We start from the raw sequence: 20,353 nt of genomic DNA, 5'->3' as shown, positions 1-20,353 counted from the left end.
CGCGCTTGAAACGTTCCTCTTCGGCCCATGATGACAGGATGGGGCTCACAACTGCGACTGCAATGAAGCAGCGCCGTCCTCGGCTCCTTGTTGATCTTTGGCGGGCGTGACAATAGACGCTGCGACGTAACGCTCCTCCCTGTCGCCATCGTTGAAGTAGTAGACGGCGAGCAGGTGTCCCTCACCGCGTTTTACTATTCTGGGATAACCGAGATCAGCCGTGCCGCCATCGCTCCGGATGACCTTCTCGGCGCCCCATGTCTGGCCGTCATCGAAACTCATGCGCATCCGGATACCAAATGGCGGATCACGGTAGCCGTAGACGACGAGTAGCATGCCTTCGATCCGTCCGAGCGCTGGCGGATTGCCATTGCTGCCCGTGTCGTCGACGATGCAGCCTTTCCGCGTCCAGGTCTTCCCTTCGTCGTGGGAGGTGAAGGCTTCTATCCAGCCCTTGCCACCTCCCCTCCCCATGCAGCGCGTCAAGGTCAGCATGGCGCCGCCGGAAAGTGCCGTCGAGGCCGGCATGATCGAATAGCCCTCAGGTTCGGGGCCGACAAAGCCTTGAAGGACGAAGCTGCGCCCGCCGTCTGCGGTGCGCGCGCAGAACACTCTGCCTTCCGCACCGTCCTCTTTGGAGGTGCTGAGCATGAAGAGCGCATGGTCTCTGCCAAGAGGAACGATATCGGTGCGCGCCGAGATCGGAAGATGCAAACCGGTGAAACGATACGGACCCTGCCATGTCAGGCATCGATCCCGGCTGACATAGAACCAGCTGATAGCATCGCCCTCTACATCGGTCCTGGCGCACATCACGATCGTCTCGGGATCGAGAAAGTTTATGGGTTCATCCAGGAGGCAGAGGTCATCACGAACCGACAGATGGGGACGAATCTTGAGATCGGCGTTCAGGTGCTCGTCGGCCGAAAGCGAGAGCCCACCCGGGACGTGGCCGCGGAACGGCTCGCCCATCCATGTCAGTCCTCCGTCCAGGCTGCGTGCCTGCCACGGTACGACTGGATAATCACGATCCAGTTCGTGCAACTCCCCCTTCGCTCCGAGTTTGCCGCGCGCGAAGACGACGACGATTTCGTCACCCCAGGACCAGAGACCATAATTTGCCGGCCAGGCTGCGAACTCATCCTGTCTGCGGTAGATTTCAAGATGGCGCAATTGCATGTCCATGGAGGCTTCCAGGTCAGAGGGTTTCGACCGGAAGTGCCCGCACGAGCAGTTCATCCTGGCCGAGCAGCTGTTCGAGTTCGCGCCGGTATTGGTGCCACCACACCCGATCGAGACTGCCCACCATGACTTCGATCACAATGACGGTATCTTCTTCAGTGCCCTTATCATTGGACCAGAGCCCTCTTGCGGGGGAATTGAGATATGCCGTCACCCCGCCATGGCGCTCCGTCATCTCGCGCTGAATTGCCGCGATAATGCCTTCGATGTCGATCGCCGCTCGCGGCGCTGCCGGAATAAACAATTGTATCAAATGCACGTGGAATCCTCCTCGTTTCGCAAACTTCGCAGGTCTGACGAGGTTCCGGCCCGGCTCGAAATCTGGTGCGATCACGCTGGCGAGCGCAGACGCAAGGTGCCGTCATAGGGCTGATCAAACAACGGGCATCGCCTTTCGGCCCACCGCGGAGCCAGATACCAATTAGTCTTGACTAATCAATTAGTCCTCGCTATTGATTTCTTCATGATCGAGACCGCCCCCATCACTACCCTCATGCGCGCCCTAGCCGATCCCACCCGACGGACCGTGTTCGAGCAGATCGTCCTCTCCAAGGAGATCACCGTCGTCGAACTGACGCGGGCGAGCACCGTCACACAAGGCGCTGTCTCCCAGCACCTCAAGGCGCTGAAGCAGGCGGGCCTGGTGGCAGAGCGCCCCGAGGGGCGCAATGTCTATTACCGCGCCGAGCCCGAGGGGCTCGCGCCGCTTATCGACTGGATGAGCCATTACGGCACCTTCTGGCGCGAGCGTTTTGCCGATCTCAGAACCTTGCTGAAGGAAATCGATCCATGACCGACACCGCATTGAAGCCAGACACGCAGGAAATCGTCGTCGACGAAGTGTTTCCGCACGCGCCGGAGACGATCTGGAAAACGCTGACCACGGCCGAGTTGATGGGCCGTTGGCTGATGATGCCGGCCGGTTTCGAGCCGATCGAGGGCAAGCGCTTCACCTATCAGACGACGCCGGCCGGCGACTGGGATGGCACCATTCACTGTGAGGTGCTCGAGGTAAAACCGAACGAGCGTCTCACCTATGCCTGGAAAGGCGGGCATGCGGGCAATACCGGCTACGGCTCGCCGCTCGATACCGTCGTCACTTTCATCCTTGCCAGAGCCGAAAACGGCACCCGGCTGCGCCTCGTCCATTCCGGCTTCGTGCTGCCGAAAAATGAAACGGCCTACCGGAAGATGGGCGAAGGCTGGAAGAAGGTCGTGGAGAATATCGGCGCCCTCGCCGGCGGCGAGGACTGAGCCGGCGCCAGCCACATCACCAATTGTTCAGGAGAAAGCAATGAGCAAGCCCTATACCGGCGGCTGCGCCTGCGGCGCCATTCATTACGAGATCGCCGCCGAGCCGATCGCGATGAACGACTGCCAGTGCCGCGACTGCCAGAGAACGAGCGGCACCGGCCACGGATCCTATCTGACCTTCCCGAGCCGGCAGGCGGTGAAGCTCGAAGGCGAGGCCAGCCACTGGCAGATGATCGCCGACAACGGCAACGTCAAAACCCGCGGCTTCTGCCCGGCCTGCGGCGCGCCGGTTTATCTGACTTTCTCCTACATGCCCGATTTCTTCACCATCCACGCCGCCAGTCTCGATGAGCCCGAGCGATATCAGCCGCAAATGGCAACCTACACCGTGCACGGCCTCGCCTGGGATCGGGTCGACCCGGCTGTGCCGAACTTCGAAAAGATGCCGCCGATGTAAGGCTGGCGCAGCGCACGCAAAATGGTGCTCGCGGGTGCTCGGTCGCGAGCGGGGAATGTTCCGCTCACGACCTCATTGATTCCCACCAGGGGTCGAGTTTCTTCCGTCATTGCCGATCCAGCGCAAAATTGTCTTTGACATTTCGCCGTACAGAATATATCCATTTGGCTATATAGCTAATTGGTGATGCATGGACGACAGGCTTGATGCGATTTTTTCCGCCCTCTCCGACCCCACACGGAGAGCAATTCTCGCGCGGCTTGCCAACGGCAAGGCAACTGTCGCCGAGCTTGCGGATCCCTTCGAGCTGTCTCAGCCCGCCATCTCAAAGCATCTGAAGGTTCTGGAACAGGCCGGCTTGATCCGCTCTGGCCGGGAAGCAAATTCGCGTCCCCGCGCCCTCGAGCCGGCAGCCTTGAAGACAATTGCGGATTGGGTCGCCGATTACCGGCGCTTCTGGGATCAAAGCTTTGACCGTCTCGATGACTATCTGTCCAAGATACAAGGAAACGAAAATGACTGATCCAGAGACCGCCAGCGACAACAGCCATGAGTTGGTTCTCGTGCGAAGGTTCGATGCCCCATGCGATCTCGTTTTCAGGGCATGGACCGACCCGAAAGCCTTGGCGCAATGGTGTGGTCCTCACGGTTTCAAGGCGGTGGGCGACAAACTGGAAGCCTGGCCCGGCGGCAGACACCGCGCCTGTCTGATTGCACCGGATGGAGAGGAGCATTGGGTCGGCGGAAAATATCTGGAGGTCGAGCCGCCACACAGGCTTGTCTTCACCCATGCCTGGGAGACCGGAACCGGCGAAATCAGCCCCGAAACGGTCGTCACCATCACCTTCACGGAAAGCGATGGAGGCACGGAAATGACTTTTCGGCAGAGTGGATTTGCCAGCGCATCGTCCCTTGAGGGTCACGAATCCGGTTGGTCGCAAAGTTTCGAGCGATTGAGCTTTTTTCTCGGCGTCGACTCCGAAGGGCAAAATCATGCGTAAGGCGGCGATGAAGCTCTACTATTGCGAGACGCTCAATCCGCGCAAGGCCTGCGCCGCCGCTCGTTTTCTTCAAGCCGACGTCGAGTTCGTCAGGGTTGACCTGGCCAGCGGAGAGCAGCGCACCGCGGAATTCCTGTCGCTGAACCCGAACGGCAAAGTCCCGGTGCTGCAGGAGGATGCCGGAACCTTATGGGAAGCGAACGCCATCATGTGCAGGTTGTCCGACACGGTCGCATCGGATTTCTGGCCGCATGATCACCGGCAGATCGACGTGCTGCGCTGGTTGAGCTGGGATGCCAGCCATTTCACCCGGCACGGGGCAACGCTGTGGTTTGAAAGTTTGATCAAGCCGTTGTTCGGCGGGAAGCCCGACCTCGCCGTGATCGAAGACGCGAAGACGAGTTTTCGGCTCCATGGGCGGGTGCTCGACGATCATCTGGCCGCCAACAGCGTCGCCGTCGGCAAGACACTGACCGTTGCAGATTTCGCACTGGCAGCCGCACTTCCTTATGCAACCGCTGCCGACATACCACTCGCCGAATTCCGGCATATCCAGAAGTGGTACGCACGGCTTGAAGAACTGGATGCGTGGCAAAACCCTTTCCCAGCCTGAGAGGGATGAGTGAAGGAATTGTTGTGAGCGTGAGAGGCGTTACCGCCGAGTCTTGTTGAGGACGATCGTCGTCTCGACCTCTTCTCTACAGCAACACCTTGTGCATATATTGCCGCTGCGCCGAGCACATCACGCCGCAACGATATCTTCAACGATGGCATGGTCGGTGACGTGATCCGTTTCGTGGAAGTGCTGGAAGGAAACGGCCCTGGATCCCGTGATGAAGGGAGTCTGAGGGCGAAGATCATCGCGGTGGGTCGGCTTCGAATCCATAAGCTCTTCCAACGATAGCGCCACACGAATTTCATAACGCGTGTACCAGTCTGCCCGGCCCCGGCGTTGCGCTTCGACGTGATCGACAACCGCTTTCCATGCCCGGATGCTTTCTTCGTCTCTCCAATAAGAGTTGATGATGCCGAAGCTGTCCGCACGGCGGGCGCTTTCGAAGGGCCGGCGTGAGTCCTCGGGTCAAGCCCCGAGGACGACGGAGGGCGGGTGGATCTTCTGTCGATACACAGTATGCGCCCGCCCGATGAAGGCGCGTGCACCATTGCCGCCTCTGGCAAGTTCTAAGGTTCTTTGACGACCGAGATCTCGACCCAGGTATTCAAAATCTCTTTACGGTTGGCGTCCTGTGCGACGATCACCGCCAGCCAGTTATTTTGGCCTTCGATCAAATAGGCCGTGCCGCTTTGCCTGCGCTCTTTCGTTATCCGGCCCAGCGAAGCTGCGGACAGCCCCGCCTCGAAGGCTTCAAGCTCCGCGTTGGAACAACTCAATCGGTTTTCTGCCAGACCTTGTAAGTAATCGAGCGAGCAGGTGGCAGAAAAGAATTTTTGGAAGTCCCGATACAACATCGAGAACCGCTGCCCATTTGGCATCGTGTAAACCTCGCTGCTCGTTCGAGGCTCTGAGATTGCATTGACGGGAGAAGAAATGGCTTCGACCTTCCAATCACCGCGACCGACGCCATCGTGCAGGGCAACCTGACTTCTGCCATTCAGCACGCACAGCTTCAAGGTGTCATCAAGAGGGCACGCAACCACTCCCCCGTGGCTCGATATAATTGCAATCGCCAAAGCTGAAATGAAACGCATGCAGTCAATCCCCAAATCACCCTGTCGGCAGCGTAGTTTGCATGGTGGAGAAAGCAAGACAGCGGCCCAGCCAACCACTGTTGCCGAAGCAGAGCCACGAAAGCCTCGACCTTATTGGCGCATAGCAAAAGCCGCGTCGTCCGCATCCATTTGCCAGCTGCAACTGAGCTCCAGCGCACTTGGGGCGTGTGAGGTTGACAGAGTGCTACCAACAAAGAGCTACTGGAAAATTCAAAAGATCGGAGCATAGTCCGCCCAGTGGAGTTCAGCGCGCGTGGGAAAATGCGGGACACTGGACTCCCGCCGCCACGCCTCGACGACTTAGCAGACAACATTGACAGGTTGATGCGGAGGTAGCGTGTGATGGCGCAGGGCGTTGTTTCTCTCAGCGGGACTCTGACTCAGAATCAGACATTGGCGGCAAACGTCACGGATGTTGACGGATTACCGTCAGGGACGGTCATTACCTATCAGTGGCAGCAGAGTAGCGATAACGGTGCCACGTGGAGCAACATAACAGGTGCAGCCACAGCCGCCCTGACCTTGCAGCAAGCTCAAGTCGGAAAGCGGGTGCGGGCAACCGCTGCTTACACCGATGCTTTGGGTAACCAAGAACTGGCTGCCAGCACCACCAATGCCGCCGTCGCCAACGTGAGCGACATCGGCGTGGTCACGATCAGCGGTACACCCGTGCAAGGCCAAGCCCTGACCGCCGCGGTCTCGGATCTGGATGGGCTCGCCAACGTGTCGATCACATATCGTTGGCAGCAACTGATCGGAAACACCTGGAGCAACATCGCGGGCGCCACCGGTTCAACGTGGACGCTTCAGGCAGCGCAGGTCGGCAGGCAAGTCCGCGTCCAGGCAACCTATACCGATCAGTCGGGAGGAACCGAAAACAATCGAACCAGCCTGGCGACATCCCCGATCGTCGCGAGCAATCCTGCCGGCAACGACATTGGCGTCATCTCCATTATCGGGGCCGCAACTCAAAATCGGACGATCGCGGCGGGCGTTACTGATGTCGACGGGCTCCCCGCCGGGACCATCGTCGCTTACCAATGGCAGCAAAGCAGCAACGGCGGCGGCACGTGGAGCAACATTGCCGGTGCCACTGCGAAAACACTCAGCTTGCAGCAAGCACTGGTTGGGAAGCAGGTTCGAGCGACCGCCACGTACACCGATGCCCTTGGTAACAACGAGACGGTCGCCAGCAGTCCGACGGCGGCAGTCGCCAACGTGAACGACGTAGGCGTGGCGACGATCACCGGTGCGCCCGTTCAAGGCCAAGCCCTGACCGCTGCCGTTACCGACCTCGATGGACTCGCCAACGTGTCGATCACCTATCGCTGGCAGCAGCTGATCGGGACGACCTGGACCGACATCGCCGGAGCCACCGGTCCGACCTGGACACTCCAGGCGGCGCAGGTGGGCAGGCAAGTCCGTGTGAGGACCACTTACACCGATCAGCTGGGTGGTGTCGAAACCAACCGGGTGAGCACGTCGACCGCAGCGATTGCCAGTGCCAACAACCATCCGGGTGTGCTTGGCATCAGCGGGACGGCGACGCAAGGTCAGGTGTTGACGGCCGCTGTCACCGACGCCGACGGTGTGCCGGGATCGGTGACCTATCAGTGGCAGCAGAGCAGCAACGGCACCACGTGGAGCAATATCGGCGGAGCGACTGCCAATACGCTGACCCTGCAGCAGGCCCAGGTCGGCAATTTCGTGCGGGCAACAGCCAGTTACATCGACAACCTGGGCAACAGCGAGAATGTCACCAGCCCGGCGACGCCCTCGGCAGTCGCCAATGTCAATGATCCCGGCGTGATCTCGATCAATGGCATAGCGAGCCAGGGCCAGACCTTGACCGCCAGCCTCAGTGACATCGATGGCCTGCCGGCAACAGGCGTCAGCTATCTGTGGCAGAGCAGCGACAACGGCAGTACGTGGAGTGACGTCGCGGGCGGGCAAAGTCTGACACTGGGCAGCAGTCTCGTCGGCAAGCGCGTGCGGGTCAATGCCACTTATACCGACCTGCTTGGCACTGGCGAGAACATCGTGAGCGCGGCGACTGCGCCGATTACATCCGTAAGCTCCAGCCCCGTCAGCCTCTTCACCACCCAGACGCCAGCCCAACCGAACTTCACCGACGGACCTGGAGTGGACTGGGAAGTCGGGATGCGCTTCGTCAGCAGCAATACCGGTTCGATCCAGGCGATCCGCTATTACAAGGCCCCCAGCGAGACCGGCACGCATGTCGGCCGCATCTGGTCGGCTACCGGGCAGCAGCTGGCAAGCGTCACCTTCACCAATGAGACAGCCTCAGGCTGGCAACAGCAGACTTTGGCAAGCCCGCTGGTCATCAATGCGGGCACCACCTATGTCGTCTCGGTCAATGCCAACAGCTACTATTCGCTAACTTCGAACGGCTTCGCCAACCCGATCAGCAATGGCGGATTGACCGCCCCGGTCGGCGCCGGTGTCTACAACGAAACCATCGGCACGTTTCCAGCCCTCGTCTATCAGAACGAAAACTACTTCCGCGATGTCGTGTTTTCTGCTGGATCGAGCGTTGCGTTGCGGGACAACAACACCATCTTCGTCAGTGAATCAGCCGGCGCTGCAACAATCACCGTCGTTCGCACAGGCAGCACGAGCGGGCAGCTGACACTGGAGTACACGACCAACGAGATCGGCGGAGCCGGAGCGGCACAGGCTGGAGCGGACTATACGCCGCCGACCTTCAATGGCCGCGCGAATACCGGGCAAGTCGTTTTCGCGGATGGCGAGAGCAGCAAGACGTTTGCCATCCCGATCGTCAACGACACCGATGCCGAAGGGACCGAGACGTTTTCTGTCGGCATCCAGAATCCCGGGCCCGGTGGCTCTCTGGCTGCGCCGCGGACTGTTCTCGTCTCGATCGTCGACGACGATTCCGCACCCACCATCTCCGTGAGCAATCCGGTCATCACCTTGTCGGAGGCGGCCGCCGCTGCCACTATCACCGTTCAGCGCAGCGGAAACATCGATGCCACGGCTAGCGTTGCATATGCAACGAGCAATGGCAGCGCGATCGCGGGCTCCGATTATACGGCAACAACGGGCGTGCTCACCTTTGCCGCAGGGCAAGCGATCCAGACCATTTCTATTCCGCTGCTCAACAACACGACGGCCGAGAGCAACGAAAGCTTCACTTTAACCTTGAGCAACCCTACAGGTGCTGTCCTGGGGAGCCAGGCGACCGCGACCGTCAACATCCTGGACGACGACAGCAACCTCGGCAATCTGGTCCGACAGACCGTCGTGACCGGCTTGACCGAGCCAACGGCCTTGGATTGGACCCCCGACGGCCGCTATATGGTTGTCGCGCAACAGAATGGCATTGTGCGGTTGGTGGACAACGGCACGCTGCGATCGACGCCGCTTGTCGATTTGTCCAGCCAGGTCAACTATACGCCCGGAGATCGGGGGATGCTGGGGCTGGCAATTCATCCGAACTTCGCGGCAAATCCATACGTCTATCTGCTCTACACTTACGATCCGCCGGAAACCGCGAATGGAACTGGCCTGGCGGGACCGGATACCAAAGGGAACCGTCCTTCTCGCCTCGTTCGCCTTACGGTCAACCCCAACACGATGATTGCCGATCCGGCCAGCATGGTCGTGCTGGCCGGTACCAATAGCACCTGGGCATTCACCAGCCGTCCGGATCTCGACAGTACCGGCGCTGTGAACATACCGCCGTCCGGCATCGTCAACGGCACCACCATTACCGCCCCTGCAAGCCTGATCGAGGTGGGAACGCAGGACAACGATCCAGATCGCGCCGGAATCCAGAACCAGAATATTCGGGACTATCTGGCGACGGACAGTGACTCCCATTCCAATGGAGCTCTCCATTTCGGGCCCGACGGCATGCTGTACTTCAGCAACGGAGACGGGACGTCGTACAATTTCATGGACCCTCGCACGGTTCGCGCTCAAGACAATCACAATCTGTCCGGCAAGGTCCTGAGGATAGATCCCATGACCGGCGCGGGCGTTCCGGGGAACCCCTTCTATGACCCCGCAGATCCGAACAGCAATCAGTCCAAGGTATTCTATTCCGGCGTGCGCAACGCCTATCGCTTCACCTTCGATCCGGTGACCAACCTGCCCGTGCTCGGAGATGTCGGCTGGAACAGTTGGGAGGAAATCAATACCGGCCCCGCAGGATCCAATTTCGGTTGGCCGTATCTGGAAGGTCCTGGCCGAACGGGCGGCTACCAGGATCTCCCCCAGGCGATCAGCTTCTACAACAATGGGAACCGAAACAGTCCTTCCGATCAGGCTGCTGTTTTTCCGCTGCTATCGAGAAGCCACGGCGCGCCCGACAACGCCACTGCGATCACGGTCGGGGACTTCTACAACGACGCCACCCTGATGTTTGCGGATCTTGTGAATGGTAATGTCTACACCGCAACAATGAACGCAAGCCGGCAGATCACGAACGTACAGGTCTTCGACACGAACGTCCCCTATTTGGTGGACATCGAGAAGGGACCGGACGGCTGGCTTTACGCTGCTGATTTGGGCACCGGCACCATCCGCCGCTGGGCAGACCCCAACCTGCCGAGCGGCGGGAACCTGTTGACACCAACTTGAGCCGTAGCATTCACCATGGGATTGGTGGCACGGATCATTCAGTCGTCGGTAAGCGGTGTGCCGCCGGCACCGCTGAAGTCGTCTAGTTGAAGGCGATGCCGAGATAATGGGGGAGGTTGGTAATGCCGCTGAGAGCTAATCGGTCAAGCGCAGGGTTCAAGGATATTGGGATATTGAACTTCCTCCGCAAAATCCTAATAGCAGTACTTCTGCCCGTTCTTTCAGCAAATCTTTCATTCGGTGCCGAAAGGACATTTAAAGTTCCTGGCTTCACCCACCCGTTTAGAGTTACGACGGAGCGCAATCAGCCGGGCGGCTTTACTATGGTGAAAGACCCGCTGGATCAGTACAACGCGGCCAAGGTGTTCAAGTTTTCGATCAACCCAGGCCCGTGCGTGCGGGACGACTGCGAGCAACAGTCGGCTCGCGCGACGGTTCAGCAAGGACGCAAGGCCAAGCAACCCAAGGAGGCATGGTATGGTTGGGACATGTATTTCGTGCCCGACTTTCCGATTGGTTCGAAGCAGGTAAGAGGTCACGAGATATTCGTCGAATTCAAGGATCAGGACCAATGCCAACTCGTGGCCCTGACCACCAATCCCCATAGCAACGACCAATTCCTTTCATGGAGTATGGAAAAGCCAAGCGGGAAGCAGATGACCCAGTTCGGCGGTGACTGTATTGACCTTTTTGACATGCGCGTCGCCCCGATCAGGGAACTGGCGGGCGCTTGGCACCGTTTCGAACTCTTTGTTCGATGGACCGGGGAAGGCGACGGACGCTTCTTGATGTTTCTGGATGGGAAGCAGGTCGTGGACTATCAGGGCATTACCTGTTTTTCATGCGATAAGCTAAATTACTTTCTTTTCGGCAACTATCTGTGCTGCACGACTGGCACCAAATTGGTAGTGCCCGCGACGGTCTATTATCGCTACGTCAGCATGGCGAAATCGCGTGAGGCTCTCGTTTGGAAGTAGTTCAGCAGGATCGACGGCGATGGGACGGCTCCGCGAACAACGAAGCTTGCGGAGCTGAAATGCACGAAGGGAGGTGGGCGGCCCGTCACGAAAATTTCTAGGAAAACGCAGAGCCAGAGAAAGCGGTGTTTTCCTCACACGTTGACCAAGCGCGGTAGGCCGATCCAAAGCTACCGCTTCGATACTGATGGCAAGAATGCGGCGGCAGCGGACATTGACTACGTTCGAAAGTTGTATCGACTATCCTATATCTGGGGCCGTAGTTGGATGATCCTGTGGCGTCTTGTGAAGGGGAGCGTTGGAGTTGAAGAGCAGCGTCAAAATAAGATGGAGTGATGTGATTGCTCAAAGAATCGTAGCCCCAGGGCGCTACGTGCAACCGGCAAAATTTCCGGCTGACGTATATTCCCCCGACGACACATGGAGTGTGGTGCTCGAATTCAATGAGCCTACCCATGGTACGGCGTCCTTCCTAGCTGCAGCGGCACCTCACCATTTGCTGAAGCGCGGCGTCACCTTCCAAATGTTTGAAGGTCCGACGCTGACCGCGATCAGCACTATTTCCGGGGCCGCATTGATGCCCACCACTTATTCGAGATGCCGTTCACATGATCACGAAGCCTGTCTTCGACATGCTCAGGGCTCCATACAGCAGCGCACTCTAGGCGGTCTGCCTCTTCAAAGCTGATAGGAGACTCGGCATTTGCGATGGCATCATAGGCTGAAATTCTGCCGGAAATCAGGTCCTGCTTGAAAAACACCGTACCGTCCAACGCGGACACTATGGGTGGATCAACCTTTCCCACGATGGGCCATCGCCCGGACTTTGCAGCGCTGTCCATCACCCATAGCTTGAAGAGGACCGCTCGATCTCGTACGTCTTGAACCGGTTCCTCACCTTCGGAAACACCGTCGAGAAAAGCGAACAGCGGATGTGTTAGGGCGACGGCGTGAAATTGCTTTCCGTTTCCAATATCGATCCTAACGATATCGCCTCGTTTCTGCTTTCTGCCTCTTCCCATCGCGCCCTCGCTGTTCCAGCAACACGTTTAGCGAGTCCTGAGAAGTCCTCAAAGGGCCGACGGAAGCCTTTGGCACATGTTACCCAGCCGGATAATTCCACGGTAGGATGCTGTCAATCTTGCTCTGCTTAAAGCCGTTGACAATAGCGGTGAGCGTGCTGGTCAAATATGCAAAGGGATCAACAGCATTGAGCTTGCACGTCTCAATGAGTGAAGCAATGGTGGCCCAGTTCTCGGCTCCTGCGTCGTGTCCAGCAAACAGAGCATTCTTCCTTTTCAACGCTATCGGCCGAATGGTTCTTTCAACGGTGTTGTGTTGTTGTCAATCTCGGTGCGGCCGTCGCCCAGGAAGACGCAAAAGGCCATGCCAGTATTTGGCGATATAGGAAAGCGCTTCGCCGAGCGGCGACTTACCAGCGACACGGGCACGCTGCTGCGTGAGCCAGGTTCGCATGTCGGCGATTAACGGTGCGGATCGGTCCAGCCTTCCCGCAAGCCGAGCTTCGGCTGGTAGGCCATGCAGTTCCGCCTCGACCCGATAGAGTTCACCGATCCGCCTCAGGTCTGGCAGAACCAACTTGCCCTGCCGCGCCATCGTACGCCAGGTGGACAGATGGTTCGGCTTCAAGCCATGTCGCTCTGCGACTTCATTCACCAATGCTCCGGGCCGCAGACTTTCCGAAACGATCTGCGCCTTGACCTCATCAGGCCAATGCCGGTGAGCCTCACGTCCAGGCTTCCTGGTCGTGAGAACCTCCAATGTACTCTCCATCGAGAAACTCCCCGCTCATCCATGGAAAGCCGATCACAGATCAGGGCAGCCAAGACAACGTGGGAGCGGAACACCGGGTTACTGTAATGGTGTCTCCCACGAGGGTTAGGTTGAGCCCCCGAAACGGGAAGTCTTGGGAGGCTGTGCCAGGCATTGTGGATATTGGAACATGAGCCGCCGCCAAACATTATGTGCTTGCAACCTCGCTCATTTCCATTGAAGGAGATTCCACGTGAATAACTTGATCTGGCTCGTCGGCGCCGTCGTCATCGTGCTCGCTATCCTGAGCTTCTTCGGCTTCCGTTGAGAAAGAAGTGCGGCGGCTCAACTGCACCATCCATGAACGCAGGAGCACGCCGCTACGCCGGACGAAGAACCCGACCGGCGCAGCATGTTATATGGGGAGCATTAGCAGCGACTTAAATGTCTGCTGTCATACCCACTGTGGATCGAGGCTGTCCCGTCGAACTCGCGAGCTGGACGCGTCCCCGTTTGATGGCGCCTCAAACGGAAACGGCGCCATGAGGCCGCGGGTGAACCTTGATACGATCTGGCTCAGTCCGCTACGGCGTTGGAGATAGTTGAACTGACCTTCGGCCTCTTAATTAGGCCAATCTCCGCTTGCTACGATTTCGATTTTCGCCAGCCCGCCGCCCAAGCTTCCTCTATGTGATTCCGGAACGACCTGCAGTGGAAGGATGTGCCGTTTATCCGAGCACGTCGAACTCGCAATCACGAGATGAGGTGTTGAATGGCCCTTCCGACGAGCCGCAGCTCGTCGAACTGCGTCACAAATTCATAGGATATGACAAAGAAACCAGAGAAGAACAAACCTGGAAAGCGCTCCTCTACCGTTAGCACAGACGGCATCAATAGCTTCTGGAGGGGGCGCGCAACCACGAGGGCTGTGCACACGCCCACAAAAGCGCCACCCAGGATGTCGGTCGCATAGTGATAGCCAGCATAGATGCGCGGCAGGCAAATCACGAACGTCGACCAGATGAAGCAGGCCGCACCAAGCGGTCGGGATGCGCGCCACATCGTTGTCGATACCGCGAAGGTCAGCGCGGCATGGTCACTGGGGAAGGAACTCCAATGCTCAAGCGCTTTCGGATCAACGCCCAAAGGCAGCACGAAGTCGGGATTGCCTGAATGCAGCGGCCTCATACGCTCTGGCAGAAACAGTTGTGTAAATCGCGATATGCCAATTCCGAAGAACATGTCGATGATGCATTCGACAACAACCGGCTTCCACTTATTTCGAAAAAACCATAGAAACCACAATAATATAAATAAGGTCAGAAATTTTACAGTGTTCAAGTCAAGAAAATGAATAATTAACTTATTCGCTGTAATCGACTTTGATGAATACTGACCCATCAGCTTCATCACGAAGGTGTCGAGACTATTCATCATTGAGAAGCCAGCCAATTTCCTTGGTTTGAATGATCTATGATGTTATACTTATGTCATCATCCCGTTAAGACCAATTGCGTCAGCCGGACCGTTGTCATACGCACCTGCGCGTGCAATTCTGTCGCGTAGACTGTTCAGGCAAGGTGCACATGGCGGCAACAACATTCGCGTCTCCACTCTGGTGGAGAATTGCAGTTGCACTAATTGTAGTGCCTTTGGTGACATCCTTCGCATATGCGGTTTACAGCGCCGCGTATCAGGGCCTGCCGAATATGATGGAGCGCGTTGTTGAAACGACTGCAGTCGTCGCGTTCTTCGGTGTGTATCCGCCAACTGTTGTATTGGGGATTCCATTGATACTCTATCTCAGGGGACGAGTACGGGCATCTCTTTCAAATTGTGTGATGGTCGGGGCCTCCATTGCGACCTTCCCGTGGCTTTGCCTAAGTATATTTTTCGGCCCGGACGAGGCCTACACGAATAATCACATGACCTACCAGCACGGGATGATGACGTGGTGGGGATTGTTGGAAGCAATCGAAGTGCTCACAGAAATAGCTGTATTCGGAATTGCCGCCGGTGGATTGTTCTGGCTGATCGCCGCGGCCGGCATCAAAAAACAGCCCCCTTCTATAAAAGTATTCGAATAGCGGCTCTCGATATCGCGCGATCGCGATCGATCCGGATTTGCGCAACAGCAGCGCGGCGCGGCGGAGCATGATCTGCAATTCAGCTCCCGAAATATCTGCGATCCGGCTGGCGGCGTCTTCAAGGAGAGTGACGGCGTAGGTCATGGAGTCCCAGCGAGTGCATACCGTTCGTTTTCCTGACTGAATACGATTTGAATGTGATCCCGGAAGAATTGGCCGATGTCGCCAGGCTCCAAAAACCGTTCGCGCTGCGTGATGTCGTCGAGGCGGTCAGCAAACCGTAGGAAGAGACTAGCTCGAGCTGCCCGAAGCAACGGACAGGCCGAAGGCCAGGCTCCACACGAAGTGAGGAGAACTCGGTTAACTCAACGACATGAGCCCCATTCTGCGAACGAGCAGGAAGTGGCCCGAACGTTTCAGCGTGCGCCGCCCGCTTCCTCGTGTGCCTTCACGATGGCGTCCGCTTCCTTGCCGTATAGCTCCTCGAAATGATCGAAGGTCTTGGAAAAGTAACCGATGCCCTGCGTCGCCGAGCGCAGCGCCCGCGCCAGATCATCGAGTGCGCCGCCCGGAACAAGTGCCCGGAAGATGTCCCATCCCTTGGCGGTTTCATCCCGGTCGAAGCCGAGAACCTGACCCTTGAGAGCGGAGACGATCTGGACGAGGCTGCCGGAATAGATCGAGGGAATGTGAATTTCGCTGCGGAAGACCGGTTGCATTAAAACGGCCGACCCTTCGGAAAGCGCCTGTCGCACTCCCATTCTCGACGCAGTCCTGAAGGCGTGTTCCGAACTGTCGACGGCATGGTGCTGACCATCGAACAGCGTTACGCCGACATCGATGACCTGGAAGCCGAGCGGCCCTTTCTCCATCGCTTCGCGCGCGCCTGCTTCGACGGCAGGGATGTAGTTGCGCGGAACGACGCCACCCTTGACGGTTTCGCTGAAGGTGAAGCCCCGGCCGCGCTCGTTGGGGCGAATGCTCAGCTTCACATCCGCGAATTGCCCGGCACCGCCGGTCTGTTTGCGATGCCGGTAGTGAACCTCGGAGGGCTTGGCGATTGTCTCGCGGTAGATCGGGCTGGGCGTTCGATCGGTGACCTCGATGTGGAAGACGTCGGACAGGGTTCGGCAGAGATCGCGCAGATGTACAGGGCCCTGGGCGCGGACGAGCTGGGCGCCCGTGCCTTCCTCCTGCAAAACGACAAGACCGCGATCCGTCTCGGAAAGTTTTACCAGCGTTTCGGAGAGCTTGTTTTCATCGCGGTCGCTGCCCGGGACCAGGATCCTTTCAAGCATCGGCGTCGGTGGCTCGGTCCATTCGGGCGGGGCGACCGTCGCGGCTGACGTCAACAGCGACGGGACGGGCAAGTGGTCGGACTTGACCGTTGCGAAGACATCCCCCGGTGCCGGTGTAATCGCCGAGCTGGACCGTCCGTTTGCGGGATCCTGCACGGCGCCGAGGCTGGAGCCGCCCAGCGATGCGCCTTGCCGCAGTCCCTCGGCAAACGCACGCACCAGCACCGTCTTGCCGATATTCTGACGATGATAGGCATGGAAGCTGACGGCGGTCAGCTTGTTTTCCTCGACATTGCCCGCACGAGCCAGACGCTGTCGAAGAACCGTGACCTGCGGCGCCTCGTGGCGCAGCGCCTTCATCAGCCTCATCATGCCGTTGCCGTGACTTGCGGCACCGATCAAGACCGGAATAATCCTGTTTTCGCTCAGAACCCGCGATGAAATGGCATAGAGGGCGTCGCTGGGTGGCTCGCGATCTTCGATCAGTTCCTCGAGAAGCCAGTCATCGAATTCGGATAGGTGTTCCAGGAGCTCGCTACGCGCTTCGTGCTCGCGCTCGGCGGCGCTTTCGGGGATTGCGATCAGCGCCGAAGTCTGGCCTTCCCGGTAGCGCCACGCCCGTTCCGATATCAGATCGCAACTGCCGATGATCCTGTCCCCTTCGCGGATCGGGATCTGGCGAAGCAGAAGCGTGTGGTTGGCATAGTCCTGAAGCGCGGCGATCACGTCCCTCAGCCTCCCTCTCGGTTCGTCCATTCGGTTGACGAAGAGGATGCACGGCGTCCCCGAGGCTTCGATTATCCTGAGATAGGGCGCGGCGAGCACAGCCTCCTCGGGTGCCGATGAAACGCACAGGATGCAGGCGTCGCTGGCAAGAAGCGCGTGCTGTGCATGCGCCAACGCCTCGTTGGGTCCTGGCGCATCCAGCGCACACCACGCCTCGTTTCCAAAGGTGAATTCTGTGAGGTTCAATCCATAAGGGGAACTGGATTTTCTCGGCGTTCCCTCCAACGAGCCGAGCTTTTCCACGACTGTTGATTTTCCAGTCTGCGAGGGTCCAAGAACGGTAAAGCAACGCATCGGCATTCCTCCAACTGCCATAGACACAACTTTCAGCCAGCATAGGATGCCCTGAACTGCTGCAAGGCGCCAGAGGTGTTCAGTTTTCACGACGCTTTGACCTGGAGAGGTCGATGCCGATGTCGTTCGCCGCCCTGCTTGGCGGACTGATAGGGAGGGCGTTTGCCCTCCCCAGATTTATCAGGCGACTTCGGTCGCAAAACGCTGAAACAGCGGTTTCAGGCGGGGGTGGCGTGCCGCCGGAGGCGGATGAATTTCAATGGCCCGACCGGCCCTTGCCTCGCGTCGCAGCCATTCGCTGATGGTTTCGGCGCTGGTGTGATCCATGTAATGGAGGTCCTCGCCGACAATCTTGACCTTGCGGCCCTCGGGCAGCTGCTCGAGCGTGTTCAGCAGAATGGGCACGTCCTTGCAGGTGGCTGCGCCGCCGAGTTGGAGATGGATTTCCTCGTCTATCTCCGCGTGCCTGATGGCGAGTTTTCGCCTGAGGTAAGGCACGATCTCGATGAGCGACAGCGCCAGGCCGAGTGCCACGCCGACCAGCAGGTCCTGCAGGACGACCATGGCAACGGTCGCCGCCCAGATGCCGACCGGAACCAGTCCATGATGCTCGAACAGGTGGCGGACATGGCGCAGGCTGATCAACCGCCATCCGGTGACGAGCAGAACCGCGGCGAGGGCCGACAAGGGAACGAGGGTCAAGAGGCTTGGCGCCAGCGCCACCAGGCCCAATATCCAGATCCCGTGCAGAATGGCGGAGGCCCGCGTGCGTGCGCCGGCCTGAATGTTGGCCGAGGAACGGACGATGACGCCGGTGATCGGCAATCCGCCAAGCAGGCCGCAGAGGCCGTTGCCGACGCCCTGGGCAAACAGCTCCTTGTTGAACCCGGTGCGCACGCCGTCATGCATCCGGTCGACGGCGGCGGCGGAGAGAAGGGTTTCGGCACTGGCGATGACGGCAATCATGACCGCCATGAGAATGACGCCGGGCTCCAGCAACCGGGCGAAGTTATCCGCGGTCGGCAGTGTGATGCTGTCCATGAGCGAAGTGGGGACTTCGACGCGGGCGATCGGCAGCTGCAACGCGGCGGCAAGAACCGTCGCCGCCGCCACACCGACCAGCGCTCCCGGAACCAGCGCCAGCGATTTCGGGCGGCACTTCTCCCAGCACACCATTGCAAGCAGGGAGATGAGGCCGACCTTCAAGGCGGTTGCCTCGCTCGTCAGGCCAGTTCCCCAGAGACGGGCGAGACTGTCTTCCATCGCCGCGACGTTCTCCATCCCGCCGGCAGCGGGCTTGGCATCCATCAGCACATGAATCTGCCCCAATATGATCAGGATTCCGATCCCGGCGAGCATGCCGTGAACGACGGCCGGCGAGATCGCCCGGAACCAGGAGCCGACCCGCAGGAACCCGCCGGCGATCTGCAGGAAACCGACGGCGATCAGGACGGGGGCAAGCATGGCGACGCCGTATTCCTCGACGAAGCCGAAGACGATGACGGCAAGTCCGGCTGCCGGTCCGGAGACCTGCAGCGGCGAGCCCGACAGGAAGCCGACGACGATGCCGCCGATGATCCCTGAGATCAGGCCCATCGACGCCGGCACGCCGGAGGCGATGGCGATCCCGAGGCAAAGCGGAATGGCGACGAGAAAGACGACCAGCGACGAGGCGAGGTCGCGCGAAAAGGCGGAGCTGATTGCTGTCATGGCGCTACTCCGCGGCAAGCATTGCTGCGATTTGCGGCATGACATGCGGCCGATCGCGGCCGGTCACCGCCACAGGCAGCGGCTCTCCCTCCTGCGGCACCGTGAAGGTCGCTTTCGCCCCGTCATAGACCTGGACTTCGCCGGTCTCGATGTCGAAGAACCAGCCATGCAGGGTGATCTCGCTGGTGGCGAGTTTCGCGGCCACCGAAGGATGCGTCTTCAGGTGATCGAGCTGAACGACGACGTTTTCCATCGCCACGGCGCGCACGCGGTCACTTTCGGACAAGTCGTCCGGATAGGCCCGGCAGACGATCGAATGGGCGGCGTGGCTGTGGCGCAGCCAGGCTGCGACATTGGGCATCGGCTCGAGCAGCTCCGGATGGCACAGGCCCTTCATTGCGCCGCAATCCGAATGGCCGCACACGACGATGTCGCTGACGCCGAGCGCCAGGATCGCATATTCGATGGCGGAGGAAACCCCGCCATTCAGCGTCGAGAAAGGCGGTACGATATTGCCGGCATTGCGGCAGACGAAGAGATCGCCGGGACCGGCCTGCGTGATGGTTTCGGGCATCACCCGGCTGTCGGCGCAGGATATCATCAGAGCCTGTGGTTGCTGGCCTTCCCTCGCCAGCTTGCGATAAAGCGCCGACTGGTTGGGAAAAACCGCGCCGCGAAAACTGGAGATACCTTTCAGGAGATCACCCATTGTTCGGATCCTCTTTCTGGCCGGACGTCGGATTGGGGAGGAATGTCTCTCGTCCGGCGGGTTACAGAAGCGATTCGTTCGCAGGTGCGAAAAGAACAGCAAAGAGTGTGCGGTGCAACCAGCCGCTGCGAGATCGTGATCAACAACACGTGAGGAGGGTACCGAGATCCGACGGGGGCCGGCCATTCTTCCGGCTGGAACGCAAGGTCAGCAATGCGTCCGCATGTCGGCCACAGTGGCGATCTTTGCCTTCGCCCTGAAGCCGACAGGCGTATAGGCGTCAATCTGGGTGATACGTAGACGACCGGGGTCTATCCGACGTTGCCAGGTGAGACGCTGTTACCGGTGGAAGAACGGCCGGCCATCGTCGAGACGTTCGTGGAAAGGTTCCGCGTACGCCTGCGCGGA

At 59.1% G+C, this 20,353-nt stretch carries 19 protein-coding genes and 2 pseudogenes; 8 read left to right on the top strand and 13 right to left on the bottom strand.

Annotation, left to right across the window (positions count from 1 at the left end; translation table 11 throughout):
* Positions 1-45: 45 nt before the first annotated feature.
* Together AMK02_RS05570 and AMK02_RS05565 are read right to left on the bottom strand one after the other, a co-directional pair.
* Complete coding sequence (locus AMK02_RS05570) at positions 46-1,185, bottom strand: sialidase family protein (protein WP_064801024.1); 1,140 nt, start codon at positions 1,183-1,185, stop codon at positions 46-48.
* Positions 1,186-1,198: 13 nt separating this feature from the next.
* Positions 1,199-1,501: a hypothetical protein gene (locus AMK02_RS05565; RefSeq protein WP_064801022.1), complete on the bottom strand. Its 303-nt coding sequence runs from the start codon at positions 1,499-1,501 to the stop codon at positions 1,199-1,201.
* 204 nt (positions 1,502-1,705) lie between these two features.
* Between AMK02_RS05565 and AMK02_RS05560 the strand changes: the two genes are divergently transcribed.
* The 6 genes from AMK02_RS05560 to AMK02_RS05535 all read left to right on the top strand — a co-directional run bounded on the left by AMK02_RS05560 (position 1,706) and on the right by AMK02_RS05535 (position 4,567).
* A complete protein-coding gene (locus AMK02_RS05560) occupies positions 1,706-2,035 on the top strand; it encodes an ArsR/SmtB family transcription factor (protein ID WP_064801020.1) in 330 nt (109 codons plus the stop codon).
* Positions 2,032-2,496, top strand: coding sequence for an SRPBCC family protein (locus AMK02_RS05555; protein ID WP_064801018.1), 465 nt, complete (start codon positions 2,032-2,034; stop codon positions 2,494-2,496). The genes AMK02_RS05560 and AMK02_RS05555 overlap by 4 nt, the downstream gene beginning before the upstream one ends.
* A gap of 40 nt (positions 2,497-2,536) precedes the next feature.
* Entirely contained in the window at positions 2,537-2,953 is a 417-nt protein-coding gene (locus AMK02_RS05550; RefSeq protein WP_064801017.1) for a GFA family protein, read from the top strand.
* Between the two features lie 190 nt (positions 2,954-3,143).
* The gene (locus AMK02_RS05545; protein ID WP_064801016.1) at positions 3,144-3,476 is read left to right on the top strand and encodes an ArsR/SmtB family transcription factor; all 333 of its coding nucleotides are present in this window, start codon (positions 3,144-3,146) and stop codon (positions 3,474-3,476) included.
* Positions 3,469-3,954 carry an SRPBCC family protein gene (locus AMK02_RS05540; RefSeq protein ID WP_064801015.1) on the top strand — a complete coding sequence of 162 codons (486 nt, stop codon included), beginning with the start codon at positions 3,469-3,471 and terminating at the stop codon, positions 3,952-3,954. Before AMK02_RS05545 ends, AMK02_RS05540 begins: the two co-directional genes overlap by 8 nt.
* Positions 3,947-4,567, top strand: coding sequence for a glutathione S-transferase family protein (locus AMK02_RS05535; RefSeq protein WP_189636998.1), 621 nt, complete (start codon positions 3,947-3,949; stop codon positions 4,565-4,567). Before AMK02_RS05540 ends, AMK02_RS05535 begins: the two co-directional genes overlap by 8 nt.
* 129 nt (positions 4,568-4,696) lie before the next feature.
* On the opposite strand, the gene AMK02_RS31630 is transcribed toward AMK02_RS05535, so the two are convergent.
* From AMK02_RS31630 to AMK02_RS32025, 3 genes and pseudogenes are all read right to left on the bottom strand, one after another.
* Positions 4,697-4,840 (bottom strand): hypothetical protein, encoded by a 144-nt coding sequence (locus tag AMK02_RS31630; protein WP_189636997.1) that lies wholly within the window; start codon positions 4,838-4,840, stop codon positions 4,697-4,699.
* Positions 4,812-5,014: pseudogene (locus tag AMK02_RS32030) on the bottom strand (antibiotic biosynthesis monooxygenase family protein); the annotation flags it as partial. The pseudogene AMK02_RS32030 and the gene AMK02_RS31630, both read right to left, overlap by 29 nt.
* A gap of 122 nt (positions 5,015-5,136) precedes the next feature.
* Positions 5,137-5,664 (bottom strand): hypothetical protein, encoded by a 528-nt coding sequence (locus AMK02_RS32025; protein WP_237350441.1) that lies wholly within the window; start codon positions 5,662-5,664, stop codon positions 5,137-5,139.
* Between the two features lie 363 nt (positions 5,665-6,027).
* Here AMK02_RS32025 and AMK02_RS05525 point away from each other — a divergent pair, with 363 nt between their 5' ends.
* Both AMK02_RS05525 and AMK02_RS05520 read left to right on the top strand, forming a co-directional pair.
* Positions 6,028-10,311: a Calx-beta domain-containing protein gene (locus AMK02_RS05525; RefSeq protein WP_064801014.1), complete on the top strand. Its 4,284-nt coding sequence runs from the start codon at positions 6,028-6,030 to the stop codon at positions 10,309-10,311.
* A 122-nt stretch (positions 10,312-10,433) separates the two neighbouring features.
* A complete protein-coding gene (locus AMK02_RS05520; protein ID WP_064801013.1) occupies positions 10,434-11,288 on the top strand; it encodes a heparin lyase I family protein in 855 nt (284 codons plus the stop codon).
* 557 nt (positions 11,289-11,845) lie between these two features.
* Here AMK02_RS05520 and AMK02_RS05515 read toward each other — a convergent pair.
* From AMK02_RS05515 to AMK02_RS05480, 8 genes and pseudogenes are all read right to left on the bottom strand, one after another.
* Positions 11,846-12,310: an Imm26 family immunity protein gene (locus AMK02_RS05515; RefSeq protein ID WP_064801012.1), complete on the bottom strand. Its 465-nt coding sequence runs from the start codon at positions 12,308-12,310 to the stop codon at positions 11,846-11,848.
* A gap of 79 nt (positions 12,311-12,389) precedes the next feature.
* Positions 12,390-12,476: a hypothetical protein gene (locus AMK02_RS32675; RefSeq protein WP_442966369.1), complete on the bottom strand. Its 87-nt coding sequence runs from the start codon at positions 12,474-12,476 to the stop codon at positions 12,390-12,392.
* Between the two features lie 126 nt (positions 12,477-12,602).
* Positions 12,603-13,070 (bottom strand): annotated as a pseudogene (locus tag AMK02_RS32670) (transposase); the annotation flags it as partial.
* 744 nt (positions 13,071-13,814) lie between these two features.
* On the bottom strand, positions 13,815-14,498 hold the full coding sequence (locus AMK02_RS05500; RefSeq protein WP_064801011.1) for a phosphatase PAP2 family protein: 684 nt from the start codon (positions 14,496-14,498) through the stop codon (positions 13,815-13,817).
* Positions 14,499-14,941: 443 nt separating this feature from the next.
* Complete coding sequence (locus AMK02_RS32020) at positions 14,942-15,292, bottom strand: hypothetical protein (RefSeq protein WP_237358332.1); 351 nt, start codon at positions 15,290-15,292, stop codon at positions 14,942-14,944.
* Positions 15,293-15,564: 272 nt separating this feature from the next.
* On the bottom strand, positions 15,565-17,526 hold the full coding sequence (locus AMK02_RS05490; protein WP_064801009.1) for an elongation factor G: 1,962 nt from the start codon (positions 17,524-17,526) through the stop codon (positions 15,565-15,567).
* A gap of 180 nt (positions 17,527-17,706) precedes the next feature.
* Positions 17,707-19,236, bottom strand: coding sequence for a SulP family inorganic anion transporter (locus AMK02_RS05485; RefSeq protein WP_064801008.1), 1,530 nt, complete (start codon positions 19,234-19,236; stop codon positions 17,707-17,709).
* Between the two features lie 4 nt (positions 19,237-19,240).
* Positions 19,241-19,945: a carbonic anhydrase gene (locus AMK02_RS05480; protein WP_010058543.1), complete on the bottom strand. Its 705-nt coding sequence runs from the start codon at positions 19,943-19,945 to the stop codon at positions 19,241-19,243.
* Positions 19,946-20,353 lie beyond the last annotated feature (408 nt).

Origin of the sequence: Rhizobium sp. N731, assembly GCF_001664145.1 — a bacterium.
In the GTDB taxonomy this organism is placed as follows: domain Bacteria; phylum Pseudomonadota; class Alphaproteobacteria; order Rhizobiales; family Rhizobiaceae; genus Rhizobium; species Rhizobium esperanzae.
Note: the sequence above shows the minus strand (reverse complement) of the source record. Positions and strands in the feature narration are given on the sequence as shown.

Coding starts and splice junctions, on each gene's coding strand:
- AMK02_RS05570 (WP_064801024.1), bottom strand. CDS start 1,185: ATGGACATGCAATTGCGCCATCTTGAAATCTACCGCAGACAGGATGAG.
- AMK02_RS05560 (WP_064801020.1), top strand. CDS start 1,706: ATGATCGAGACCGCCCCCATCACTACCCTCATGCGCGCCCTAGCCGAT.
- AMK02_RS05555 (WP_064801018.1), top strand. CDS start 2,032: ATGACCGACACCGCATTGAAGCCAGACACGCAGGAAATCGTCGTCGAC.
- AMK02_RS05550 (WP_064801017.1), top strand. CDS start 2,537: ATGAGCAAGCCCTATACCGGCGGCTGCGCCTGCGGCGCCATTCATTAC.
- AMK02_RS05545 (WP_064801016.1), top strand. CDS start 3,144: ATGGACGACAGGCTTGATGCGATTTTTTCCGCCCTCTCCGACCCCACA.
- AMK02_RS05540 (WP_064801015.1), top strand. CDS start 3,469: ATGACTGATCCAGAGACCGCCAGCGACAACAGCCATGAGTTGGTTCTC.
- AMK02_RS05535 (WP_189636998.1), top strand. CDS start 3,947: ATGCGTAAGGCGGCGATGAAGCTCTACTATTGCGAGACGCTCAATCCG.
- AMK02_RS31630 (WP_189636997.1), bottom strand. CDS start 4,840: ATGGATTCGAAGCCGACCCACCGCGATGATCTTCGCCCTCAGACTCCC.
- AMK02_RS32025 (WP_237350441.1), bottom strand. CDS start 5,664: ATGCGTTTCATTTCAGCTTTGGCGATTGCAATTATATCGAGCCACGGG.
- AMK02_RS05525 (WP_064801014.1), top strand. CDS start 6,028: ATGGCGCAGGGCGTTGTTTCTCTCAGCGGGACTCTGACTCAGAATCAG.
- AMK02_RS05520 (WP_064801013.1), top strand. CDS start 10,434: ATGCCGCTGAGAGCTAATCGGTCAAGCGCAGGGTTCAAGGATATTGGG.
- AMK02_RS05515 (WP_064801012.1), bottom strand. CDS start 12,310: ATGGGAAGAGGCAGAAAGCAGAAACGAGGCGATATCGTTAGGATCGAT.
- AMK02_RS05500 (WP_064801011.1), bottom strand. CDS start 14,498: ATGATGAATAGTCTCGACACCTTCGTGATGAAGCTGATGGGTCAGTAT.
- AMK02_RS32020 (WP_237358332.1), bottom strand. CDS start 15,292: ATGACCTACGCCGTCACTCTCCTTGAAGACGCCGCCAGCCGGATCGCA.
- AMK02_RS05490 (WP_064801009.1), bottom strand. CDS start 17,526: ATGCGTTGCTTTACCGTTCTTGGACCCTCGCAGACTGGAAAATCAACA.
- AMK02_RS05485 (WP_064801008.1), bottom strand. CDS start 19,236: ATGACAGCAATCAGCTCCGCCTTTTCGCGCGACCTCGCCTCGTCGCTG.
- AMK02_RS05480 (WP_010058543.1), bottom strand. CDS start 19,945: ATGGGTGATCTCCTGAAAGGTATCTCCAGTTTTCGCGGCGCGGTTTTT.